This is a genomic window from Sulfurimonas autotrophica DSM 16294 (genome assembly GCF_000147355.1).
In the GTDB taxonomy this organism is placed as follows: Bacteria; Campylobacterota; Campylobacteria; order Campylobacterales; family Sulfurimonadaceae; genus Sulfurimonas; species Sulfurimonas autotrophica.
On sequence record NC_014506.1, the window covers coordinates 910878 to 927477 of the forward strand.

A 16600-nucleotide genomic window follows, 5' to 3' on the forward strand; every position below is an offset into this window, starting at 1 on the left:
AGTTTATTTTTTGTGATAATCTTGTGATGTTTTTTTATAAAGTTACAAAATAATTACATTTTGTAACTTTATGATATAAGTATTTATTATTTTTTTAAAATAAGTGTTGTCGATTTGTTAAAATCAAAATATTTTTTAGCAACTTCTTGTACTTTTTTTGCAGTTATTTTGTTGACATCATCTTCATAAGTTAAAAGCGGTGTAACATCACCTCTGACAAGATAGCTTCCAAAAAGGTTTGCAACAGAGGTAGAACTCTCAAGCGAGTAAATAAAATCAGATTTTGTATTGATTTTGACTTTTTCAAGTTCTGCTTTTGTTACTTTTGTCTCTTTCATCAGGTTTATCTGTTTCATCAGCTCTTTTTCTACTGTTTCGGCTTTGACACCTGGGTTACATGTAGCCATGAATATAAAAAGTCCCGGGTCTGTATTTTCCATATTGTATGCATAAACAGTGTTGACAAGACGTTTTTTATCTACAAGCTCCTTATAAAGACGAGAGCTTTTACCTGAGTAAAGAATCTCGGAAATTACGCTGAGTGTAACTTGGTCTGGGTCTTTAAAGTCAGGTATATGAAAGGTAATTGCCAGCATTTCAACTTCGCTCTCTTTATGGACTATAACGCGTTTTGCACCGTCTTGTTCGGGTTCTATAAATTTTACTTTTGGAATTTTTCCGTGATTTTTTATTTTGCCGAATGCTGCTTTTGCAGATTTGAATACATCTTTTGGATTGACATCGCCGGTAACCATTAAAATGGCATTTTGCGGCTGATAATAGGTCGCATGAAAATCTCTTATATCTTTAATACTCCATGTTCGTATGTCGTTCATAAAGCCGATAGGCGTCCAGTGATATGAATGGTAAATATAGGCATTGTTAAAAAGTCTGAAGTAGAGATATCCGAGCGGGTTATTGTCCGTTCTCCAACGTCTCTCTTCTGTTACAACATCACGTTCAGGTTGGAATTCTTCATCTTTGAGATTAAGGTTTTGCATAAGCTCTGCATACAATTCTACTGATTTGTTTAAATTGTCCGTACTTGATTTTATATAATAGTGTGTATAGTCGAAGCTTGTAGAAGCATTGTTTACACCGCCGATACTTTTTACTTCTTTGTCAAATTCACCTGCTTGCAGATTTTTACTTGATTTGAAATTCATATGCTCAAGCATATGGGCAATACCTGTTTTCCCCATTACTTCATTACGGCTTCCGACTTTGTAAAAAATGTCCGTACTGATGACATTTGAGTGGTTTTTTAAGGGTATAACTACAATTTGTAGACCGTTTTTGAGTGTTTTTGTTTCATATTTTGGTAATGATGATGCCATAAGTGTTCCTAAAGTTAATATTATTACAAGAAGTGTTTTCATTATTTTCTATCGGCTCCGATGGCTTGTGAAATATTTTCAAAGCCATCTGCTTTGAGCAGTTGTATAAGTTCATTGTTGATGTTCATAATCATATCCGGTCCGTGAAAAATGAGTCCACTTAAAATCTGCACTAAAGAAGCACCGGCTCTGATTCGTTTATAAGCCTCTTTTGCCGAGTCTATACCGCCGACAGAGATAAGTATTGTTTTTCCATAAAGTTCTGCTGCAACAGCATCAAATATTTTAAAACTTTTTTCTTTGAGTACGGCACCGCTGAGTCCGCCAATATCTTTTGGATGTTTTACCAACGAATAATCAATCGTTGTATTTGTTGCTATAATGCCGTCCGCACCGTGTTGTACTGCCATTTTTGTCAAATTTACGGCAGCTTCTATTTCCATATCCGGTGCAATTTTTAGCAGTATCGGCATAGAAGTAAGCTGTTTTGCCTGTGAAAAAAGATTTTTAATAAATTCTTCATTTTGCAGATCTCTAAGCCCCGGTGTATTTGGCGATGAAATATTTATTACAAAATAATCGCCTAAACCGTCAAATGCTTTAATGAGATGTGTATAATCATTGATAGCTTCATATTCAGGTGTTACTTTATTTTTCCCGATATTAACACCAATTGGTGTAGTAAATGGATAGCGTTGTTTGAGTCTTTTGACAACTTTATAGGCGCCGTCATTGTTAAACCCCATAGCATTTTGAATACTTTCCTCTTTTATATGGCGAAACATTCTCGGTTTTGGGTTTCCGGGCTGAGGCTTGGGTGTGACTGTACCGATTTCTGTGAAGCCGAAGCCTAAGATTTGCATACCGCGTATCATTGTCGCATTTTTATCAAATCCGGCACCAAGGCCTATCGGGTTTAAAAAAGTATGGCCGAAAATTTCTTGTTTTAGGCTTGCATCATTAACAAAGTGCGATTCTAAAAAAGGATTAAAAGGTATTTGACAAATATTTGGCATTCTTAAAACACATTCTGCAATGTGATGAGCTGTTTCAGGTTCAAACTTAAAAAGTAAAGGTTTTATAGATTCGTAATTTAGCATAGTTATCCACTTATTTAAAATGATTAGACTTAGTCTAGTAGATTATACTCAATTTAAGATAAATAACTCCTCAAACTCTTTTGGCACAACTGGTTTGGAACAAAGATATCCTTGATATAACTCACAGTTTATTTCTTTAAGGAGTTTGAGCTGCTCCTCTGTTTCAACACCTTCAGCAACTACATTAAGTGCTAAATCTTCTGCAATGCCTATAATCATATTTACAAATGTTAAATCATCTTTCGTATAAAGATTATCTATAAATGATTTGTCGATTTTGAGTGTATCAAAAGGAATATCTTTGAGGTACGACAAAGAGGAATACCCCGTACCGAAATCATCCAAAGAGAGTGAAATACCCAACTCTTTTATGCCTTTGATAATATCCAGCCTTTTGTTGAAATTGTCAATAAGTACAGATTCGGTTAATTCTATATCAAATTTGCTTCTGTCAATCTCTTGCGTATAAGTTTGTAATTTTTGCAAAAGGTATGGGTCTTTAAATTGCACACCTGAAAGATTGATGGAGACTTTTATGTTTCTTAGCGGCGTGTGTTCCCATTTTTTTATCTGAGATGCTGCTTCTTGTATGATCCATTCTCCAAGAGGAATAATACTCAGGTTTTCTTCCGCGATACTAATAAATTGATACGGAGGAATCAACCCCTCTATTGGGTCAATGAGTCGTATAAGCGCTTCGCATCCGACTATTTTATTTGTTTTTATATCTACTTTAGGCTGGTAAAAAAGTTTAAAATGATTTTGACTCAAAGCATCTTTAATGATTCTTTGCATGCTGATTTTTTCTTGAACTGCTTTATTGATGGCATCCGTAAAAAACTGAAAGTTATTTTTTCCAAGTTCTTTTGATTTGTACATTGCAATATCTGCATTTTTGAGCAGTGTTTGTACATTATCTCCATCTTTAGGATAAATCGCAATACCCATACTCGCAGTTATTTGATAATCTTCATTATCAATTTTAAAAGGTGTTGAGAGTTTTTCTTTGAGTCTCTGGGCAATTTCTACAATTTTATTTTCATCTTTATAATCAGGTAAAACTACAACAAATTCATCACCGCCCAAGCGGGATACAATGTCATTGTTTCTTGTCGCATTTAAGAGAATATCGGAAATATACTTTAAAATTTTGTCGCCGAATTCATGCCCTTTTGAATCATTTATATTTTTAAAATTATCTAAATCCAGAAAAATCATGGCAAATTCATTTTTATCTCTTTTTCCTTTTGAAATCAGCCAGTTGAGTTTTTCTACAAGACTAAGCCTGTTATAAAGTCCGCTTAAAGGATCTTTTGTAGATAAATTATAAAGTTCTTCCTGTTCCTGCTTTAATCTTTTAAATGTCATGCTAAGTGAAAAGCGAATGCTTTCAATCTCTTTTATAAAAAAGTTTCGCGGAGGATTTTCACTGTAGTAGGCATACTGATGCAATTTTTCAAGAGGGATTATAATGTATGCTCTAAATAGTATCCATAAAAATATTGAAAAAATTAAAGCAGTTATGAGAAATGTAATGAGTGTTTTTTCAATCTGTTTTGTGATGAGTCCGTTTATATAAGTTTCATCTATATATACATTTGCATAATAGTATTTTGTTCGCAGTTTATGAAAAGTTTTTATAGAAAAGGAGTAGCATTGTTGTTTAAAGATATTTGCAGCCGTGATGGCAGATATTGGAAGACATTTTTGTGCTTGATGTGTATGCCCATTATATCTGAGTTTAGGGTGGTAAATAAGATTTTTATTGTTATTTAGTATATGTATATCTTTGATTGTAGGGTTAATAATAATGATATTATCGATATGTGAGGCAATTTCATTTATGTCTTTTAGTTTTAAATTTTTTTCCATATAGTGTTTGAGATTTAGTATATCAGTTTGTATACTGGTTTGAAGGAGTTTACTGATACTTGCTTTAGAATTTTCAAAAAAATTATAAAAAATATAAGCTTCAAGTAAAAAAGCAACAAACATAGTAGAAATAATAAAACTTTTTATAGAAATGGAGTTCATTGAATAATATCATCCTTGTTATAACCGTATTTTTGTATATACTCTAACAACTCTTTTGATGGTTTGTTAATCCATTTTATCAAACTAAGAGAGTCAATATAGTCTTTGTAACTTAAGCCTGACAAGTATTTTGAAATAACTTTATAAGATGCTTCAGGGTCATTCTCAATTGTTTTTATTGCATTGTCTATAATTTTTTTGAGTTGAATAAGTCTTTTCTTGTCACTTTTTATAATCTCATTTGTTGCACACAGAGCATCTATGACGATAATACTGTTGATATTTTTTGTCGATGCAACTTCTTTAAAGCTCTTTTTTTCTAAAGCAATGTTATAAGGGCTGTAGGTAACAATGAGTATATCTTGAGTTTTATCATTTTTAACATCTTGAATTTGTCGCTGGTCTTTGTTTATAAAATTTATTTTATCTTCACTGATAGCATTTTTTTTGAGAAAATCAAGTAAAATTTCCTGATTGATAGAATCGACTTCAAGATATGCATCTATTTTTTTACTTTTTTTCAGTTCATCGAGAGATTTGTTTGATAAAATCATATCTCCGCCGTTTGAACGATCCATTAAAATAACTGCTTTAATGTCATGGGTGGTATTTTTTAAAACATTATATTCATGCTGAGTAGTAGTTACCATGTTAGCCTTGCCAATATTGTACAAATCGGCTGCTTCTGCAAGTGAGACGCTAGTAATTATTTTAATGTTTAACTTATTAAGCTCTCCTTTTTCAAACGCATAAAACAAAGGAGCATACCCGATCCACTGGTTTGTAGATATGATTATTTGCTTTTGCGGCTTTGAAGAGCAGGCACTGAAGATGAAAAATATAGATATGAGTATGAACAGTAATCTTATCAAAATATCTCCAATATTTAAATTTAACATATAATAACCTATATTGAATATTTTAATATCTTTGTCCTTTAATTGTACTTAACTTTTTTATTAGCTCTCTGAGACTGTAAGGAGTTTGGCAAGGAGTCTATTAATGAATTCATGCTAAAATTATAAAAAGTTCTATAATAAGGAGTGTATTATGAGTAAAGTTTTGGTACCGTTGGCAAACGGATTTGAAGAGATAGAAGCAGTGAGCATTATAGATGTTTTAAGACGTGCAGAAATTAAAGTGCTTGTTGCATCACTGGGTGAAAATATGCTTATAAAGGGTGTAAACGGTATTACAGTTCAAACTGATTATGACATAAGAAATATTAACTCTGATATGATAGACATGATGGTGCTTCCAGGTGGATGGGGCGGAACGCATGCTCTTGCAGACGATGAGAATGTACAAAGACTCCTGCGTGAAATGGATGCAAAAGGCAAAAATATCGGTGCAATTTGTGCTGCACCGTTTGCTCTAAACAAAGCAGGTGTGTTAAAAGAAAAATACACATGCTACCCATCTGTAGAAGAGCAGATACGCCAAGAGGGTTATATGGGCGATACAGCGATGGTAGTAGAAGATGAAAATGTGATGACTTCACGCGGACCGGGTACTGCAATATGTTTTGGTTTGGCAATCGCGAGAAAATTAAAAGGTGAAGATACATATAAGGCACTAAAAGAGGGTCTTTTAGCTACATATTGTAAATAAATCCATTTTATTTTACATCTCTTTGAAAAATGAGGTTTTTAAGGCTTCTTTTTTCATCCGCACTGGCAAATTCAGGAAGGTTTTGTAGGCGCTTTACAAATGTGAAACTCGGTGCCCACTCACGCATCATATCGATTATAAAACTGCTTTCAAGTTCCGGAGAGTTCAAAGAGGAGAGAACTATGCAGTTTTCACCGGCAATCTGGGGTAGTTTTTTTATGAGTTTTTCATAATCCTTTGTAGCTTCAAAACTTCCTCGCTGAAAGCTTGGCGGGTCGATGATAATCAAATCATAAGGACCTTTTCTTTTTAATGAAGAGAAAGATTTTAAAATATTATAAGGTAGAAAACTCACACCTTTTGGGTCCAAATTGTTTAAAGAGTGGTTTGCCATGCCTGTTTTTAAAGCACCTTTGCTCATATCTACATTGACAACGCTTTTTGCACCGCCGACTTTTGCCCCAAGACTAAATGCACAGGTATAAGAAAAAAGGTTAAGTACATGTTTGTCTTTGGCATTTTCTTTAACAAAGGTACGCCCGTTTTTCATATCGGGGAAATAACCGCTGTTTTTGTTTGAGAGAAGATTGAGTTTGATTTTTATGCCGTTTTCTATTACATGTAACGCCTCAGGTACTTCACCGATGAGTACTTCACTCGGCGCATCTTTGAGGTATCTTCTTTGGACTACAAGTGTTGTATATTTAGTGTTACATGTAAACTCTTTGAGCATTTCTATAAGCTCGATTTCATTCTCCTTCTCAAAATAAAGAGCAGCACTGAGTATTTCATCAATAGAGTCCACAGTGAGATGATTCCATCCTTCATAAAGACCGCCGCGTCCGTGAAACAATCGTTTAAACTCTTGGTTACATGTAAGTGAATTTTTTTCTATATGCTGCTGCAGTTGTGTAAGTGTCATTTTAAAATGCCTTTATGGAAGTTTATCAAGTTTCCAATGATAAATATAAGGACCGGCTTCACTGCTGAAGAGTTCTTTTTCATTTATAAACCTGATTTGATTAACGGTACTAGTGTGATCGGTTAGTATGTTTGTTTTTCTTTTTGTATATGTTTCGAAGAGCTGTAAATCACCTGCTTCATTACTGGAGTAGATTCCCGTTTTTCCACTGGGTGTTATTCCGACGCAGTAGACAAGAAAAGTGCTCTTTATATGGTAATCACTTTTGCCTTTTTGATAAACACCGACGCGTCTGTCCTGTCCTGCAGTAATGGTTACACCTTTGGCATGGGCCAGATGAAATATATTGTCAACATTTTGTGAATCAAATATTTGCAGTGTTTTTGAACTGTTTGTATCTAAAATTCTGACCTCGCCGCTTTCATCTGCCATAATGACTCTTTTTTTGTCTTCACTTAAAACAATGTCTCCTAATGCACTTTGCGTAATATGCTTTTTATATTTTATATACTTTTCAGAAATATCATAAACAAGGATTTCCGAGGCAAAGGTAGCAAGAAGAATTTTATTGTCATTTAAAAATCTTGCCTCTTTTATACTGAGTTTTGCACGCTCATCTATAATTTTTTTGAGTTGATGTTTTTCATAAACCCAAACATTTCTATAGGCATTTTTTCCAATACTCACAGCAAGAATTTTGCCGTTTTTATAGTCAATGCTTATAATGTTTGCACAACGGAGTTCACCAGTATCACTCGTTACGAGTTCTAGTGGTATCTGCTCTTGTATTTTTTTTGTTTTTAAGTTGAATATATCTATGACACCTACATCATTTGCCACATATAATTTGTTATATGCTACAACAAAATCATTTACAAAACCGACAGATTTATATTTGAAAATCGGTTTGATTTCTCTTGCTTGTAAAAGTGAAAATAGAGAGAATAAAAGTATGATTTTGAGCATAGTTTATCTAAAATTTTTCCCAAAAAGTTCCCTGAGGGGTATCCATAAGATTGACACCATATGATAAAATCTTATCTCGAAGTGTGTCGGCTAACTCAAAGTTTTTCTCTGCTTTTGCCCCATTTCGTGCTTTTATCAAGAAATTTATTTTTCCTTTTGTATCTTCATCTATACCGAATTGAAAATACTCAAAAGGATTTTTTACACCAAAGCCCAAAAGTTCTTCTATATAAGCCAAATTTGCCATTGTCTCACGCTTGAGCTGTTTATGTTTGCCTGATATATCGAGTGTTTCATTCGCACCGCTTATCATCTCATCTATAAGAGCAAGGGCTGAAGATACATTCATATCGTCATTTAACGCTTCTAAAAGCTCTTTTTTAAAGGTTGTTTCGTCACTACACGGTGCAAGACCAAAAAGACGTTTTTTGAGTCTGTAGAGCTTGTCAAGGCGTTTTTTTGAAGCTGCCAAATCCTGCGTGTTAAAATTGAAATTACTTCTGTAATGCGTGCTTAAAAGATAAAAACGAAGCACTTCGCCATCATACTCTTTGAGTGCATCTTTGAGAAAAAAGCTGTTGCCCAAGGATTTACTCATCTTTTCGCCCTCGATGTTGACAAAACCGTTATGCATCCAGTAGTTTGAAAGTGCATGGTTGGTTCCACAGCGTGTCTGTGCCGCTTCATTTTCATGGTGTGGAAAGAGCAGGTCAGCCCCGCCGCCGTGAATATCTATAGCAAAAGGCGTATCACGATATGCTAAATGTTTTTCAATCATGGCAGAACACTCCAAATGCCATCCCGGACGGCCTGCTCCGAAAGGACTGGAAAATGTAATGCTGTTGTCTTTGACACTTTTCCAGAGTGCAAAATCGGCATGATTTTTTTTATATGTTGAACTTACCACACGTTCTTGTTTGTCTTCTTCGTTTTGCATACGGTGTGAAAGACTCAAATACTCACTGTCACTCGCCGTATCAAAGTAAACATCACCTTCAGGTGTTTGATAGGCATGCCCTTTGTCTATAAGTTTTTGTATTAAATCAACCATAGCTTCAAGACTGTGGGTTGCTTTTGGCTCAATGGTAGGTCTTTTAACGCCGATAGCTTCCATCTCTGTATGAAAAGTCTCTGTGTAAAAGTCTGTGATTTCTTTTATCTCTTTTTTTTGCTCTATGGCTTTTTTAATGATTTTATCATCTATATCGGTAATGTTTCTGGCATAAGTGACATCATAACCGTTTGCCCTCAAAACACGCGTGAGCAAATCAAATACAAGAGCTGATTTCGCGTGCCCGAGGTGAGCATCATCATATACAGTGGGACCACAGACATAGAGTGAGACTTTTCCTTCTTTAAGCGGAGTGAATTTACGTTTTGTTTTTTGTACAGAATCAAATATATGCACGGAGGTATTCCTTTAAAAGTAGTAGTAATGCGATAAGAACAAAAGAACTTACAGCCAGATAGATGAGATTTTTTGAACGAAGTATAGCAAAAAAGTTTTGCATCCCAAAAACCCTCAGTGTAAAAAAGAGACTTATAAAACCGCCTATGGTGCTTGCAAGTGCCAAACCTGCCACACCAAAAGGGGCAATGAAAGCTAAGGCAAAAGTAATGTAGACAACAAGAGAAATAGTGGCTATTTTTGCAGCTTTTGCCTGCATCTCTTTTGCATAAAGCCATAGAACAAAAAGCTTTTGTATGCCAAAAGGTAAAAGTCCGAGCATATACATTTGCAGTACGGCGCTTGTGTTGTTTGTATCATGTGCGTCAAAAGCACCTCTTTGGAACAGAAGCCAGATAATTTCGTGTGAGAGTATAATACCGCCGATAGTGCTGAGGGTAAGTAAAAAGGCCAAAAACCAAAAAGCTTTTTGCAGGTTTGCCACAGCTTTTGTTTCATCATTATTTTTTAAATAGCGTGCGATTCTTGGAAACAATGCTATAGAAGTAGCAATGGCAAAAAGCGCTAAAGGAAGCTGAAAAATACGGTTTGCATAGTAAAGGTAAGAGATTGAGCCTGTTGCTAAAAATGAAGCCAGAAATGTATCTAAAAAAGCAGAAACCTGTGCTGTAGAGTTACCCCAGACAGCCGGAAAGAAGTTTGTACGAAATTTTTTTGTTTCATTTTTTATGGATGCTGATTTGGCTTTAAAGTATTTCAGCCCGCCCAGAAGCAGCTTTGTAAGCCCCAGTTTATATATAGCGATACAGTGCACACTAAGCTGCAGCAGTCCGCCGATAACCACACCAAAACTTAAATAATAAACGATTTGGCTCTGGCTTTTGTCTTGTGAGAGGTACAACGCACCAATGAGCGAAAGATTTAGCAGGGCAGTCGAAAATGCCGAGGTTGCAAAATGGTGTCTATACTGCAGCATGGCACTTAAAAAGGTGACAAAAAATATAAGCGGAAGATACCAAAAGTTAATGGCAACATAGGGCGCGGCCAATGCTATAGTGTCTGCATTAAAACCTGTGGCAATTGCTTTTGTGAAAAGTCCGGGCACAAGGTTTACAAGTAAGGTTATCAGGAGTATTATAGAAGAGAAAATAAGTAATATATTTATACTAAATACAGCCTTATGTCTGCTTCGCGTAAAGGCAGGTATAAAAACTTGGGTAAAAGCACCTTCTGCAAATATTCTACGAAACAGATTAGGCAGTTTAAAGGCAATAAAAAATATGTCACTGTATATGTTTGCGCCAAGAGCTGATGCGGTTAAAAGGTCTCTGAAAAATCCTAACACACGGGAGGTTAGAATTCCAAAACTATTAGTAAATATTGCTTTAAACATAGGCTTCTTTGTCGATATAATATTAGTTTTACACAATTTTAACAAATTTTTGGTTAAAATCTTTTATAACTAAAATTAAAAAAAAGTATGGTAACTTAATTATGGCATTATTTGGCTCTGATAAAAAGACTAAAACAGCAAGAAAAGTCCGTCCGACAGTTATAAGAACTCAAAACGTTGCTAAAGAGATATTTAATATAGCAAAGTCTTATGAAATAAAGCCGGAACTGCTTGATTTTAATATACTTGATATTCAAACCTACACAAGAATAAAAAGTGATAAACAAGAAACAGAATGGAAAGAAGTATCACAAGATGAATTGCGTGAGCTTGATGATGAGAAAACCTACCTGAATCCTGATTTCCAAATTAAACAGACATATGAAGTGGAAGTTTTTTCAAAAAGAGTTCAAGAAGAAGATTTTTGTAAAAACTTTATAACAGCTGTCGGTGCCAATGCAACAAAATGTAAAGTTTACCTGAGTATTTCGGCCGGGTCGAGTATTGATTATAACCCCAGATTTGAAGATAATTTTATAGATTTGATTAATAAGAAAAAAATAAGAGCCGGAATTCTTGTGTATGTTTTTGATGAAATGCTGCCAGATGTGGTTTCAAAAATTTCTGCGCGTATAAGGGTTGCACAGCATTTAGAGTTTGAAAAAAGTGAAACACATTTAATTGCAGAAGGGTTTGAACCAACACCCACAACAGATGATGCATTGATACTACATTTTGAAAAAAATAAAGAGCTAAAAGATAATGAAAAGATAGATTATGCCTCGAGAGGGTTTATACAAAGTGTCAAAAAAGATGAATTACTTATAGAATACATCAAGCCAAAGCTCGGAAAACCGGGAAGAAACTGTCGTGGGGAGTATATGAATCCTTCTGAACCTGTTGTTAAACATGAACCGACATTTAAAGTTGACAGTACGATTAAAGTGGTAGAAGATGAAGAGTCAATAAAATACTATGCAAATGAAAACGGTTATATTGCTTTTGAGAATGAGACGTATGTCATTAAAAATGAAGTAGATGTCGGTGAAATTAGTTTTAAAACGACAGGGTCCATTCAAAGCGGTGTGGATTCCGATGTCGACATTTCCGTAAAAGAGACAGATGCAATCAAAGATGCTGTAGGTACAGGTATGATTGTTGAAGTAAGCAAAATCAATATTGAGGGGAATGTCGGCTCCAATGCAAAAGTTATTGCTAAAGAAGCTGTAATACATGGACAGACGCATAAAACAGCGATTGTGCAAGCAGATGATTTGGAAATAAATGTCCATAAAGGCAAAGCCTATGGAAAAAATATTCGAGTTACCAGACTTGAGCATGGAAAGATACAAGGTGAGAAGGTAAAGGTAGCACAAGCTTTAGGTGGTATAATTCTGGGCAAGGAAATAGACATAGACATTTGTGCCTCACATGTAAAAGCAACTGCAACGAAACGAATAGAAATTCAAAAACTCCAGGGCAGTGAGAACGTCTTTACTATTGATCCTTTATTAAAAAAAGATGCGAAAGAAGATTTAGATTCAAATCAAGAGAGTATAGAAAATTTAGAGTTAGAATTAAAAGAGCTCAAACAAGAGCTGAAAAAACAGACTCATTTGATTAAAGAAGCTACTCCTGCTTTTATAGAAATTAAAAAAAGATTGATGCATTACAAGAAAAATGGTGTAAAAATGCCTGATTCTTTTGTAAAAAAGTATAAGCAGTTTCAGTCAATGCAGGAAAATGTGAAGAATTTAAAAGCAGAGTATGAAGTGACGCAAGACCAGCTAAATCTTTTAACAACAAGAACTTCGTCTTTTCAAGACAACATTTTGGATGCAAGAATTATAAACAGAGATAAATGGATTGGGTATAACGAAATTAAATTTAAGCTGGTTGACCCTCCGATTGAAGTGGTTTACAAACCTATGGAAGGTTCCCATGAACAGGTCTTTGGTCTGGTGCAATTAGATGAAGGCGAGTATGTCATTCGCCCAATGAGTGAATAAGGAATATATGAAGTATGATAGTTGGTTTACACGGAAAAGTTGAATACAAAGAGCCTGCATATGTACATGTAAACGTACAAGGTATAGTATATGAAGTTTTTATCTCTTTGCATACTTTTTCTGCACTGCCAAAAGAAGATGTTTCGTTATTTACGACGCAAATTATTCGTGAAGATGCACAGCTTCTTTTTGGTTTTATGGATATGTCAGAGAAAAAAATGTTTTCTCGTTTGATTAAAATTAACGGCGTAGGACCAAAAGTAGCGATGGCCATATGTTCCACATACACACCTTCACAATTTGCAACGGTTATAAATAACAAAGATGTCAACGGTGTTAAAAAGGTACCGGGAATCGGTCCTAAAAGTGCAGGACGTATTTTAGTAGAACTTAACGGTTTTGATGCTGAAATACTCGGTGACAGTGCGACGCCTCAAGCCTCACAGGCATTCAATGAAGCCAGTGAAGCACTTGAAGCCCTAGGCTTTAAAAAAGATAAAATCTCAAAAGCATTGAGTGCATGTGAAGGTGATGATACAGCATCACTTGTAAAAGGTGCACTAAAACAACTTCAAACAATTTAAAAGGAAATATCTATTGAAATTAACAATTTTATTCGGCGGTGCAAGTTTCGAGCATGAAATCAGTATAGTCAGTGCAATAACTTTAAAAGAAAAATTATCAAATTTTGATCTGACATTTATATTTTGTGATAGTGATCATACTTTTTATTTGGTAGAAGCTTCTAAAATGAAAGCAGTTACATTTTCTAAGGGTGAGCATAAAAAGATGCCCGTTTTAACACTTGCTCAGGGTGCATTTGTGCAAAAAAGTATGTTTTCAAAGAGTGAATACAACAGTGTTGTTTTAAATCTTATTCACGGAGCTGACGGAGAAGACGGAACAATAGCTGCACTGCTTGATTTTTACTCTATAAAGTACATCGGTCCGCGTGTTGATGCCTGTACATTTTCCTATGACAAGCGCTATACAAAATATCTTTGTGAAGCTATCGGCGTAAAAAGTGTGAAGTATGAAGTGATGCATAAAAATGAACATTGTAATATTCAAACACCTTATCCTATTATAATAAAGCCTTCTTCTCTTGGCAGCTCTATCGGCGTAAGTATAGTAAAAGATGAAAGCGAGCTTGATTATGCACTGGATGTTGCTTTTGAATTTGATGATACGGTTATAGTAGAGCCTTTTTTAGAGGGTGTAAAAGAGTACAATTTGGCGGGTTATTATGCAAACGGAGCTATGCATTACTCAATCGTTGAAGAACCGCATAAAGAAGAATTTTTAGACTTTGAAAAAAAATATATGGATTTTTCAAGAAGTGAGCAGGTACTTACAGCAGATGTAAGCGAAGAACTGACTCTGCGTCTGAAAACCAATTTTGAAAAAGTTTATCGCGGTTTGTTTGAAGGTGCTTTGATACGCTGTGATTTCTTTGTTTTCAATGATGAAGTTTTACTCAATGAAATTAATCCTATACCGGGTTCCATGGCAAATTACCTTTTTGAAGACTTTGCTGTATCTCTTGAAGAACTTTCATCATCTCTGCCGCATTCAAAACGCCCGAAAGTGACTTACGAGTACATTCATTCAATTTCTCAGGCGAAAGGGAAATAGATGGCGGTTAAGTCTATTCAGCACAATCAACACACTTTTGATATAAGTTATGAAATTGTTAACCCGGAGGCAAAAGTCGACTTGATTATTTTGCACGGCTGGGGAAGCAATAAAAACTTGATGAAGCAGACATTTTCACCTTATATGAGTGCTTTTCGTCATATTTATATAGATTTACCGGGTTTTGGCAACTCTACATGCAGTGCGGCATTAACGACAGCTGATGTGGCAAGAATAGTAGAGTTGCTGATGATTCATATGAATGCTTCTAAAGATATTATACTTGGACACTCTTTTGGCGGAAAAGTTGCATTGCTGCTTGAACCGAAAGTTTTGGTGTTAGTCGCAAGTGCAGGTATATATACACCTAAGTCCTTAAAGGTGCAGGCAAAAATAGCTGTTTTTAAAGCATTAAAAGGTCTTGGTTTGTCCAAATTCCGTTCACTCTTTGTAGCGAATGATGCAAAAGAGCTCAGTGAGTATATGTACCAAACTTTTAAAAATGTGGTAAATGAAGATTTTAGTGACGAATTTGCAAAATTTGATGAAAAAGCACTCCTTTTTTGGGGCAAAGATGACACAGCCACACCGCTGGATTCTGCAAAGAAAATAAATACACTTATAAATGATGCAACACTTGAAACCTATGATGGCGATCACTACTTTTTTATGAAAAATGCACAAGATATTTCTGCAAAAATACAAACTGCTTTTTTAGAAACACTGGGACAATAAATGCAAGAGTATGAAACACTGACAGCCTTTGTAACCAATGTGCTTTTCGTAACGCTTTTAGGCTGGTACTTAATTACAAACCTGCAATGGTATGATTATAAGTTAGAACGTGTACTATTTAAACATCATAAACCGCATTGGCACATTTTATATTTTATTATTCCTTTTATAGCCTACTATACGACGGGTAAGTTTTTTGTTATATTTTTCATATTTGCCTTTGTTCCGGGTATTATTATCTGGTATAAAAAGCTTGATAAAAAGCTGGTCTTAACCTGGCGTGTCAAACGTTTTTTAATTCTTTTAGTCTCTTTGACACTTTTTCAAGATGTTTTATGTACGCTCAAACAAGGCTGTGCCGTTTATGGTGTGTTTATGCCTTTGGCTCTTGCTTACATCGGCAGTTATATTATAGAAAAGTTTCTTTTTAAAGTTTATATGAAAGAGGCAAAGAAAAAACTGCGCTCTATGAAAGATTTAGAAATCATTTGTATCACCGGCAGTTACGGTAAGACAAGTATTAAAAACTTTACAGCACAGATACTCTCTCATAAATTTAAAGTTTATGCGACCCCAAGAAGTGTCAATACTTTAGGCGGAATTATTGCAGATATAAATAATAATCTGTCCCAAGATACAGAGATATATGTATGTGAAGCAGGGGCACGCCAGAGTGGTGACATCTATGAAATCACTACATTTTTAGAGCCGCAGACAGTTGTTGTCGGGCGTGTCGGTGAGGCTCATATAGAGTATTTTAAATCTTTGAAGAATATTATAGCCACCAAGCTTGAGATTATGCAGTCACCTAAACTGAAACAGGCTTTTATTCATACTTCTGTAACAGATGAGCCGCATGAAAAAGTGACCTTTTTCGGTGATGAAATTAAAAACATTGATGCAGGGCTTGAAGGTACCGATTTTGATATTGAACTAGAGGGTAAAACACTTCATCTTCATACAGATATTTTGGGTGCATTTCAGACGATGAATATCGCCGTAGCGGTAAGAATAGCAAAAAGCTTTGGGCTGAGTGATGATGAAATAATAGACGCTGTGAAAAATTTAGAACCGGTTGAGCATAGACTCCAGCTTATAAAAGCCGGCGGAAAAATCATTTTGGATGACGGATATAACGGTAATATTGACGGAATGCTTGAGGGCATACGATTGTGCTCACTTCATAAAGGCAGAAAAGTTATAGTAACGCCGGGGCTTGTTGAGAGCAGTGATGAGTTAAACTTGAAGTTGATTGAAGCTATAAACAAAGTATTTGACATTGTTATAGTTACAGGTTCTTTAAATGCGGAACTGTTTGACAAGAACTTACATGTAAAGAATAAAATAATGCTCAAAGACAAATCAGCGATGGTGGATGTATTGGCAAATCAGACAAAATCAGGTGACATCATACTTTTTGCAAATGATGCACCGAATTTTATATAGGATT

14 protein-coding genes are annotated in these 16600 nt (G+C 35.0%); 6 read left to right on the forward strand and 8 right to left on the reverse strand.

All coding sequences use genetic code 11. The features are described 5' to 3' along the window. Positions 1–86: 86 nt before the first annotated feature. Genes SAUT_RS04750 through SAUT_RS04765 form a run of 4 tightly spaced genes read right to left on the reverse strand, consistent with a single transcriptional unit; the run spans position 87 to position 5370 of the window. Entirely contained in the window at positions 87–1379 is a 1293-nt protein-coding gene (locus SAUT_RS04750; RefSeq protein WP_013326736.1) for a M16 family metallopeptidase, read from the reverse strand. After that, positions 1379–2437: a quinone-dependent dihydroorotate dehydrogenase gene (locus SAUT_RS04755; protein ID WP_013326737.1), complete on the reverse strand. Its 1059-nt coding sequence runs from the start codon at positions 2435–2437 to the stop codon at positions 1379–1381. The genes SAUT_RS04750 and SAUT_RS04755 overlap by 1 nt, the downstream gene beginning before the upstream one ends. 48 nt (positions 2438–2485) lie before the next feature. Beyond that, a complete protein-coding gene (locus SAUT_RS04760) occupies positions 2486–4471 on the reverse strand; it encodes a putative bifunctional diguanylate cyclase/phosphodiesterase (RefSeq protein WP_013326738.1) in 1986 nt (661 codons plus the stop codon). Next, a complete protein-coding gene (locus SAUT_RS04765) occupies positions 4468–5370 on the reverse strand; it encodes an ABC transporter substrate-binding protein (RefSeq protein ID WP_013326739.1) in 903 nt (300 codons plus the stop codon). Before SAUT_RS04765 ends, SAUT_RS04760 begins: the two co-directional genes overlap by 4 nt. A 151-nt stretch (positions 5371–5521) precedes the next feature. Between SAUT_RS04765 and SAUT_RS04770 the strand changes: the two genes are divergently transcribed. After that, positions 5522–6082, forward strand: a complete 561-nt coding sequence (locus tag SAUT_RS04770; RefSeq protein ID WP_013326740.1) for a DJ-1 family glyoxalase III — start codon at positions 5522–5524, stop codon at positions 6080–6082. A 7-nt stretch (positions 6083–6089) separates the two neighbouring features. Here SAUT_RS04770 and SAUT_RS04775 read toward each other — a convergent pair whose 3' ends face one another. From SAUT_RS04775 to murJ, 4 genes are read right to left on the reverse strand one after another with little or no spacing between them, the layout of a single operon-like run. Further along, a complete protein-coding gene (locus SAUT_RS04775; protein ID WP_013326741.1) occupies positions 6090–7004 on the reverse strand; it encodes a class I SAM-dependent methyltransferase in 915 nt (304 codons plus the stop codon). A gap of 12 nt (positions 7005–7016) precedes the next feature. After that, positions 7017–7970, reverse strand: a complete 954-nt coding sequence (locus tag SAUT_RS04780; RefSeq protein ID WP_013326742.1) for a WD40 repeat domain-containing protein — start codon at positions 7968–7970, stop codon at positions 7017–7019. Between the two features lie 7 nt (positions 7971–7977). Further along, on the reverse strand, positions 7978–9378 hold the full coding sequence (gene cysS, locus SAUT_RS04785) for a cysteine--tRNA ligase (protein WP_013326743.1): 1401 nt from the start codon (positions 9376–9378) through the stop codon (positions 7978–7980). Further along, the gene (gene murJ / locus SAUT_RS04790) at positions 9365–10771 is read right to left on the reverse strand and encodes a murein biosynthesis integral membrane protein MurJ (protein WP_013326744.1); all 1407 of its coding nucleotides are present in this window, start codon (positions 10769–10771) and stop codon (positions 9365–9367) included. Before murJ ends, cysS begins: the two co-directional genes overlap by 14 nt. Before the next feature lie 101 nt (positions 10772–10872). Between murJ and SAUT_RS04795 the strand changes: the two genes are divergently transcribed. From SAUT_RS04795 to SAUT_RS04815, 5 genes are read left to right on the forward strand one after another with little or no spacing between them, the layout of a single operon-like run. Further along, entirely contained in the window at positions 10873–12780 is a 1908-nt protein-coding gene (locus SAUT_RS04795) for a flagellar assembly protein A (RefSeq protein WP_013326745.1), read from the forward strand. A gap of 14 nt (positions 12781–12794) precedes the next feature. Next, positions 12795–13364: a Holliday junction branch migration protein RuvA gene (gene ruvA, locus SAUT_RS04800; RefSeq protein WP_013326746.1), complete on the forward strand. Its 570-nt coding sequence runs from the start codon at positions 12795–12797 to the stop codon at positions 13362–13364. A 13-nt stretch (positions 13365–13377) separates the two neighbouring features. After that, positions 13378–14415, forward strand: a complete 1038-nt coding sequence (locus SAUT_RS04805; protein ID WP_013326747.1) for a D-alanine--D-alanine ligase — start codon at positions 13378–13380, stop codon at positions 14413–14415. Continuing rightward, positions 14416–15150, forward strand: a complete 735-nt coding sequence (locus tag SAUT_RS04810; RefSeq protein ID WP_013326748.1) for an alpha/beta fold hydrolase — start codon at positions 14416–14418, stop codon at positions 15148–15150. Continuing rightward, positions 15151–16596, forward strand: a complete 1446-nt coding sequence (locus SAUT_RS04815) for a Mur ligase family protein (RefSeq protein ID WP_013326749.1) — start codon at positions 15151–15153, stop codon at positions 16594–16596. Positions 16597–16600: the final 4 nt, after the last annotated feature.